Genomic DNA, 7,726 nt, shown 5'->3' with positions numbered 1-7,726 from the left:
CCTAATGATTCTTCTAAACCTAAAAAGAAAAAATCCATAACTACTAAAAATATAAATATCTACGATATCTATATTTTACAAAAGTTCATAAGTTTAATGAAAGATTAAATCAACAGTCTTTTTTATTCGATCTGTAATAGGAGAAATGTTGTAAGCAACTATATTATAATTTGATAATATATAAAAAGTTTTTCCGAAATTATCCAAAATTATTTTATTAACTTTATTGCCAACAAGGGGTTCTATTCAGGAAGGTACGGAATTTCTGCGACCATGGCTGGAATTATTGCTATATCTAGCTTACAGAGGGGTGACCGATTTTTAAATCGTTAATTAGAGATTCCACAATCCCTTGTAAATCAAGGGTTTTAGCACTATTGGTAATTTCATAAATTTAATCTTAGTATTTAATGTTAATAATTTATTACCTCATCAATAATCTTTTTCTGAAACAAAGCCTCTGGACTATTTTTATCTGCAATATTGCAAAGCTCAAATGTTGCTTTCCACAGTACCCAGGCACGTGCCCTAAGCCATGTATCATTATCTAAGCGCATTTCAGCTGCGAAGATATCTCGTGCTCTACTGCTTAAGTAAGTCCAAGCAATGACAAGATCACAAGCGGGATCGCCCATAGCAGTTCCACCAAAATCAATCACACCTGATAATTTATTATCTTTGATGAGTATATTACCAACGGCATAATCACCATGGATCCAAACAGGTGCTTTATTCCATTTAGTAGCACATGCTCTTTCCCAAAGTTCTAGAGCGCTGTTGCCATCTATAGTATCTGCTAATTTAGCAATTTGTTCGCGGGCTCCAGAATCATAAACGCTAACATGATCACCTCGCCACCAATTATGCTGACCAGGAGCAAGGCCTTCTACATCAGTAATAGCTTGCAGTTCCTTCAAAAAAGTTGCTAACTCAAAAGCTAGGTTTTCTAATGATTGCTCATCAAGAGTTATATGATTGGCACTGCGACCATCTAACCATTTGTAAATAGAAAATGGATACGGATAATCCTCAGATGGTTTTCCCATTTTTATAGGTGCAGGAATTGCGACACTTAAATGCTTTGCTAGCTTTGGTAACAACTCTTGCTCTTTAGGCACCTTAAGAGCATAACTTTCAGCTGTTGGCATGCGGATAAGCATGTCATTACCAATCCGATAAGTTCTGTTATCATGTCCTTGTTTTTCTACAGATTTAATATCTAACTGCGAATATTCAGGAAATTGCTTTTTAATAAGCTTATATGCAAGATCAACGTTTATATAATCATCATTCATGACGGCAAACTCTCCTAATATGGCAAATCATTGACATCAACATTAATAAAGTGAGGTTTAATATCTTCTTCCAAATAAATAGCTAGAATTTCGTTATTATTTAGCAATAATGCTTTACACACTCTGTGCATACCATCAATTATTTTGCCTTCTTTGCATAATATAATTGGATATTTTAAGTCGGCATTATTAATTAACCGCATATGATCTACTATATTTTTACATGTAGGTCTTTCTGAGCTTGAATCGTACCAATATTCGGATTCAATTTCTTTTATTTCAGTTAAATTTATTATTTTGGGTTTAATGTGCTTCGTCAATTCTATTATTTTTTTAACATCCCATATCAATAAATCATTTTTAACTTTTCTAAAATGATATTGGGGTCTAATTTCACTCATTATATTGACTCTCTTATCATGTTCAAACCTATAATCCCCTCATTTAAAAGAGAGGCATCACCTACTTGGTTAGCATACCAGCATATAGTTACACTACTATATATCGCTCTAAGCATAGCTATGGTATGAATGTTATTTTCAACTTCTCCATAAATATTCCAAAATATAGAGTGTGCTTCTTTAGGTAGATATTGATATACAATAGCAAGATCTATCGCTGGATGAATAAGCTCAGAGTCTCCCCAGTCTATAACTCCATATAAATCATTATTATTTATGATTAAGTGTTTAGCATATAAGTCTCCATGACATAATCTAATATCTTTAGGAATAGTAATATTCATGTTTTCTTTATAAAAGTTTTCTATTCTAGAACAATCATTTAATAAATTATTTTCTAATAAATAGCTTAGACGTTTTTTGAAATCTGAGTATCTAAGCCTAAAATCCAATCTATTAATTTGATCTTCTGTTATACCAAATGAAATACATTTTTCTATAGTAATATTATGTAATTCTTTTAGGAAAGTTGCTAACTTTTTAGCTATAGATATTCTACCATTACGACTTAATTTAGCGTTATCCCCAGTCAAACCAGGTATATAATCATGAGCATAAAAAATATATTTAAAACTCTTTGGCGATGAACATATATATTTTGGATAAGGAACGCTAATATATTTTGGTCTAATGCATTTTGACAATATATTTATCTCATTTGATAATAGTCTTGCTGCTTCCTCATGTTTAGGAAATCTAAAACATAAACCATTATTAATAATCCATGTAGTATTATCCCATCCTTCTCCTAATAGCTTAATATCATTAATTTCAATATTAGGCACATTTGCATTAATAATTTCAAGGGCATGATCGGCTGATGTTATATTTTTACTTTCCCATGGTCTTTCGCTCATTTGTACTAATTCCTACTGTAAGAGATTATCTTTTAGTTTACGGCTAGTTATATAATTGTTTAAACCAATATGATTTGATAATCCTAAATACTTGGCTATTTTTCTAACAGAGAGTCCTAACGATAGTAGTTCTTTAATTTTATCGATATCATCGTCAAATTTGCTTTTCTGAATAGTACCTTTAGGCTTGCCCAGTTTAATTCCTTGAGCTTTCTTACTAGCTAAAGCTTCTTTTGTTCTTGAACTAATTAGATCTCTTTCTAGCTCAGTAAATAAAGAAAACATAGTAACTATTATTTTCGAAGACATATCATGAGACTTTATATCAAGACCTTGTTTGATAGATATTAATCTTACTTTTTTGGCAATAATCTCATTAACTAGATCAATTACTTCAGATGTACTTCTTCCTAGCCTACTTAATTCTGTAATAATTAATGTATCAGCACCATCTAATTTATCTAGTAGTTCTTCAATTCTACGAGACTTTGTTGATCTTTTAGACGATATCTCTGCTTCAATAAATTGGTCAATTTTAAAATTATTCTTTCTTGCATATTCATAAATTTCTAATTTCTGATTTTGAGTATCTTGATTACCAGTAGATACTCGAATATATGCAAAAATATGGGACATTTAGCTGGTGGTAAGTATTAATATCAAATATTAGGAATAATTATACATATTGATTATTGAATTACAAATATATCTATATAACAAAAAGGTTTAGAATTAATGACATTTTCACTAATACAAAATAATAGATATGGCTAGACTTAAAATTTTATCAGCAGATGATTTTGATAACCTATATACAATCCCAAAAATAGAGAAGCAAGATCGAGAGTTCTTGTTTGAATTGGATGAATACGATAATGAATATTTAAACACTTTAACAGATTTATCTTCCAAGATAGACTACATATTACAAATGGAGTATTTCCGTATATCTCAATACTTTTTCAATTTTACTATACATGGAGTTAGGCAAGATTCATGGCATATCATAGAAACATACTATCCTGGTTCCAAATTTCCTAAAAAAGCTACTAGCAAACATTATGTATATCAGAACCGTAAAGTTATCCTTAAAAAATATGAAATGTTTTCATACAATAGTAGCTTTAGAAAGAAGCTAGAGACATATGCTAAAGATTTAGCTAGACAACATATAGTACCCAAATATATCTTTGATTCATTGTTGGATTTCTGTCATCAAAATAGATTTGTTAGACCAAGCTATAGTGTATTACAAGAGATTATTTCTGAAGCTCTTAATAATGAGAAAAATCGGTTAAGTAATAAACTATATCGTTTGATGGATAAACCATTTAGAGATGATCTTCAAACTCTATTAGAAAAAGACGATGATTACTATCAACTAACAATAATTAAAAAAGATCAAAAAGATTTTGCTACTAAAGATATTAATAGCACTGTCGAAAAACATCAGTTCCTTGCTAATATCTATAAAAACTCTCTCAAAATTATTAAGCAGTTAGATTTAAGTGAACAAAATATTCTGTATTATGCTGAGCTAGCTGAATACCATACTATATATGGCTTAAGGCATATGAGTAAAAAGAATTTAGCTAGATTATATTTGATATGCTATGCCTATCATCGGTTTCAAAAAATAAGCGACTATCTTATATTTAGTTTTAGTCATAAGGTAAATAGTTACCTATCAGATGGTGAGGAGCATCAAGTAAAAGCATATGAAAACTATCTAGATAGTGAGACAAAGGCTAGAAACTCTGTAGCTGACATTTTGAGCTTATTTTATAATAAAAAAGTGGCTGATAATCAAATTCGTGATAAAGCTTTTGAAATTATCCCAAAACACCTGTTTCCCAACTTTACTAGGAATTTTAGAAAGCCTAAATTTAATGCAGAATTTTATCGTTGGGAATATTATGCTGAATCTGCTGGCTCAATTAAGAAGAATATTAGAGGAAGCTTTAAGGCCATAGATTTTCAATCAGAGAATAAGCATTTAGCAGAAGCTATTAACTTTTTTAAAGAACATCTTAAGAGTAACAAATCTTTTAAAGACTACGATTTTAATGAGGTTAAAATAAGCTTTGTCCCAAGAAATTTGCGTCGATATATTATTGAAAAAGTTAGAATAAAAGGTAGTAGCAAAAAAGCTAAGAAAATTAATGGTGACCGTTATGAGTTTATGTTGTATATGCAAATAGAGAAGCACATCAGTAATGGTACTGTCACAGTAATAGATAGTCTAAGCTATAAGTCTCTAAAAGATGAGCTGATACCAAATGATCAATGGAAAAATAATAAATTAAATCTTATTAAAAAGCTTAAAAATAAACTTCTACAAACTGACATTGGAATAATACTTAAAGAATTTGAAAAGGAGCTTAGTAATAGATACCACACTACAAATAAGAATATAAATGACGGTTCAAACCAAAAAATAAAAATCAAATACAATAAAAAAGGGGAAATATTAAGCTGGAGATTACCATATAAAAAGGTAGATGATGGAGTCAATAATCCATTCTATGAAAACCTAGATACAGTAAGCATCAGCGATATAATATCTCATACTATAAAAGAGTCAGGTTTCATAAAAAAGTTTACTCATATTTTGCCATCATATTCTAAAAATAAAGCAAATGAATCAGCTATTTCGGCATGTATTGTAGCTAAAGGTACAGGCAGTGATATTCATAGGATGAAAGATATTAGTAATATTAAGCAATCAGAACTTGAGTCAGCATCTAAAAACTTTCTACGAATAAAAACACTATCTGAAGCTAATGATGTAGTAATGAATAAAGTTGAAAAACTTCCAATATTTGAGAAATATACTCTCGCTGATTATGGTATACATGCTAGTGTTGATGGGCAAAAACTTGAAACTAAATATAATACAATTAAGGCAAGATATTCATCAAAATATTTTGGATTTGGTAAAGGCATATCTGCATATACATTGTTTGCTAATTGCTTACCGCTATGCTCTAAAATTATTGGAGCTAATGAACATGAGAGTCATTACTTATTTGATATTTTAAATAGTAACACCACAGATGTTCGAGTATCGGCTATATCTGGAGATATGCATAGTATAAATAAACTAAACTTTGCTTTATTGCATTTCTTCGGGTATCGTTTTATGCCAAGATTTACTCGATTAGATGAAAAAGCTAGGGCAAATTTAGTATCATTCGATAGAGTAGAAAATTATAAAGACTATACTATTAAACCAAGTAAGCAGGTTAATACCAAGCTAATAATAAAAGAATGGGATAATATACTTAGAATCTTTACAACATTAGGATTAAAAAAGAATACTCAAAGTCATATAGTTAGAAAGCTTTCAGCATATAAATCAAATTCTACACTTCGTGCTTTAGTTGAGTTAAATAAAATCATAATGAGCTTGTATATATTACAATATATCGATAATGAGCAAATCAGAAAGAATGTTCATAGATCGCTCAATCGAGGTGAATCGTATCATCAGCTTAGATCAGCAATAGCAAAAGTTAGCTCTCGCAAGCTTGTAGGTAAAACAGAAAAAGAGTTAACTATTAATAATGAGTGTGCTAGATTATTAGCAAATTGTATTATCTTTTATAATGCGTCGATTCTATCAAAGCTTTATTGTTACTATAAAAGTAAAAAAATGATAGAAGAGTGTGAGAATATTGTACGATTTTCACCAGTAGCTTGGCAACATATTAACCTTATAGGAATGTATGAATTTGGTGATAGTGCTGAAAGCCTTGATTTACAAGGGATTGTAGAATTTATAATTAACAATTTAAAAATCGGTCGCCCCTCTGTGAGCTAGATATAGCAATGGTTACAGCTATGGTCGCAGAAATTCCGTACCTTCCTGAACAGAACCCCTTAAAGTTCTTACAGGTAAAGGGGCAAATATTGATACATCAACTCCTGCTGGAAAAATGTTTTTTGGCTTCTTTGCTGTACTTGCTGAGTTTGAAAGAGATTTAATAATAGAAAGGACAAAAGCAGGAATTGAATCAGCACGGGCTAGAGGTAGAAAAGGAGGCAGAAGATTCTCGCTAACTAAAGCTCAAATTAGATTAGCCCAAGCTTCGATGGGCAAAAAAGAAACCATTGTCAGTGAATTATGTAAAGAACTTGGAACAACTAGAGCTACTTTATACAGATACCTGTCTCCTAACGGAGATTTAAGAAAATCAGCCCAAATCGTTCTAGGAAATAAATAATATAAGGTTAATAAGATTATGAAAAAAGTAGAAGTAATATTAAAACCCCATAATAAGGAATGGAAAGATATTTTCCAGATAGAAGCTGAGAAAATTAGTGACGCATTAGGAGATAATTGTATAGAAATTCACCATATAGGTTCTACAAGTATACCTGGAATTTATGCAAAGCCAATCATTGATATTATGCCAATAGTAAGAGATCTTGGAGAAGTAGATCAGTATAATTTAAATATGGAAAATATTGGATATGCAACTAAAGGAGAATGCGGATTTTTTATGAGAAGATATTTTGTAAAAGAAAATGCTTTTCATGTTCATATCTTTGAACAAGGTAATTCAGAGATTGATAGACATTTAAAATTCAAAAATTGGATAATTAATAACTTAGATGATAAAAATGCATATCAAAAATTAAAACAACAGCTTGCTACTAAATATAAGTATAATCTAACAGCTTATGCTATTGCTAAAACAGATTTTGTATCCAAAATTGAAGAAAAATCAGGTTGGCATGGCATAAGAGTTTGTCAAGCATTTACAGAAGATGAATGGATAGAAATAAAAGAACTTCATAAAAAGTTAAATACAGGAGTTCAAGAAAATAATATACAAAATAATAACGAGAATATGCATCTATTATTGTTCAAACAAAATCAAGTTATTGGATATATTCATATTAAATTACAAACTGATAATCCTATTAATATAGTTTATATTGACAAACAGTATGAAAATACTAAAGTTTATACATATTTTAGGCACTTTCCAATTAACTGTGTAAATTCTTAATTAAGATGCTAGATTATTTCTAGCAAAATATTAAGGATAAAAACATGTCTAAAAATAGAAAATCAGAAGATATTTACTCAATGCTAGCAGATCAG

The 7,726-nt window shown here is 30.0% G+C and carries 6 protein-coding genes and 1 pseudogene; 3 read left to right on the top strand and 4 right to left on the bottom strand.

Features of this window, described 5'->3' with window-relative positions; genetic code table 11:
* Positions 1-413: 413 nt before the first annotated feature.
* From F3D57_RS09755 to F3D57_RS09740, 4 genes are read right to left on the bottom strand one after another with little or no spacing between them, the layout of a single operon-like run.
* Positions 414-1,295, bottom strand: coding sequence for an aminoglycoside phosphotransferase family protein (locus F3D57_RS09755; protein WP_150466114.1), 882 nt, complete (start codon positions 1,293-1,295; stop codon positions 414-416).
* 14 nt (positions 1,296-1,309) lie between these two features.
* The gene (locus F3D57_RS09750) at positions 1,310-1,696 is read right to left on the bottom strand and encodes a hypothetical protein (RefSeq protein WP_224728181.1); all 387 of its coding nucleotides are present in this window, start codon (positions 1,694-1,696) and stop codon (positions 1,310-1,312) included.
* On the bottom strand, positions 1,696-2,613 hold the full coding sequence (locus tag F3D57_RS09745) for a phosphotransferase family protein (RefSeq protein WP_150466113.1): 918 nt from the start codon (positions 2,611-2,613) through the stop codon (positions 1,696-1,698). The genes F3D57_RS09750 and F3D57_RS09745 overlap by 1 nt, the downstream gene beginning before the upstream one ends.
* Before the next feature lie 12 nt (positions 2,614-2,625).
* The gene (locus tag F3D57_RS09740; RefSeq protein ID WP_150466112.1) at positions 2,626-3,249 is read right to left on the bottom strand and encodes a recombinase family protein; all 624 of its coding nucleotides are present in this window, start codon (positions 3,247-3,249) and stop codon (positions 2,626-2,628) included.
* Positions 3,250-3,379: 130 nt separating this feature from the next.
* Here F3D57_RS09740 and F3D57_RS09735 point away from each other — a divergent pair, with 130 nt between their 5' ends.
* The 3 genes and pseudogenes from F3D57_RS09735 (at position 3,380) to F3D57_RS09725 (ending at position 7,631) form a co-directional block, all read left to right on the top strand.
* Positions 3,380-6,436, top strand: coding sequence for a Tn3 family transposase (locus F3D57_RS09735; protein ID WP_150466111.1), 3,057 nt, complete (start codon positions 3,380-3,382; stop codon positions 6,434-6,436).
* Between the two features lie 58 nt (positions 6,437-6,494).
* A pseudogene (locus tag F3D57_RS09730) lies at positions 6,495-6,839 on the top strand (recombinase family protein); the annotation flags it as partial.
* Between the two features lie 18 nt (positions 6,840-6,857).
* Positions 6,858-7,631, top strand: a complete 774-nt coding sequence (locus F3D57_RS09725; RefSeq protein WP_150466109.1) for a GrpB family protein — start codon at positions 6,858-6,860, stop codon at positions 7,629-7,631.
* Positions 7,632-7,726 lie beyond the last annotated feature (95 nt).

The sequence above is a fragment of the Francisella sp. SYW-2 genome (assembly GCF_008711475.1).
Lineage (GTDB): Bacteria > Pseudomonadota > Gammaproteobacteria > Francisellales > Francisellaceae > Francisella > Francisella salimarina.
This window is presented reverse-complemented; position numbering and strand designations above follow the sequence as displayed.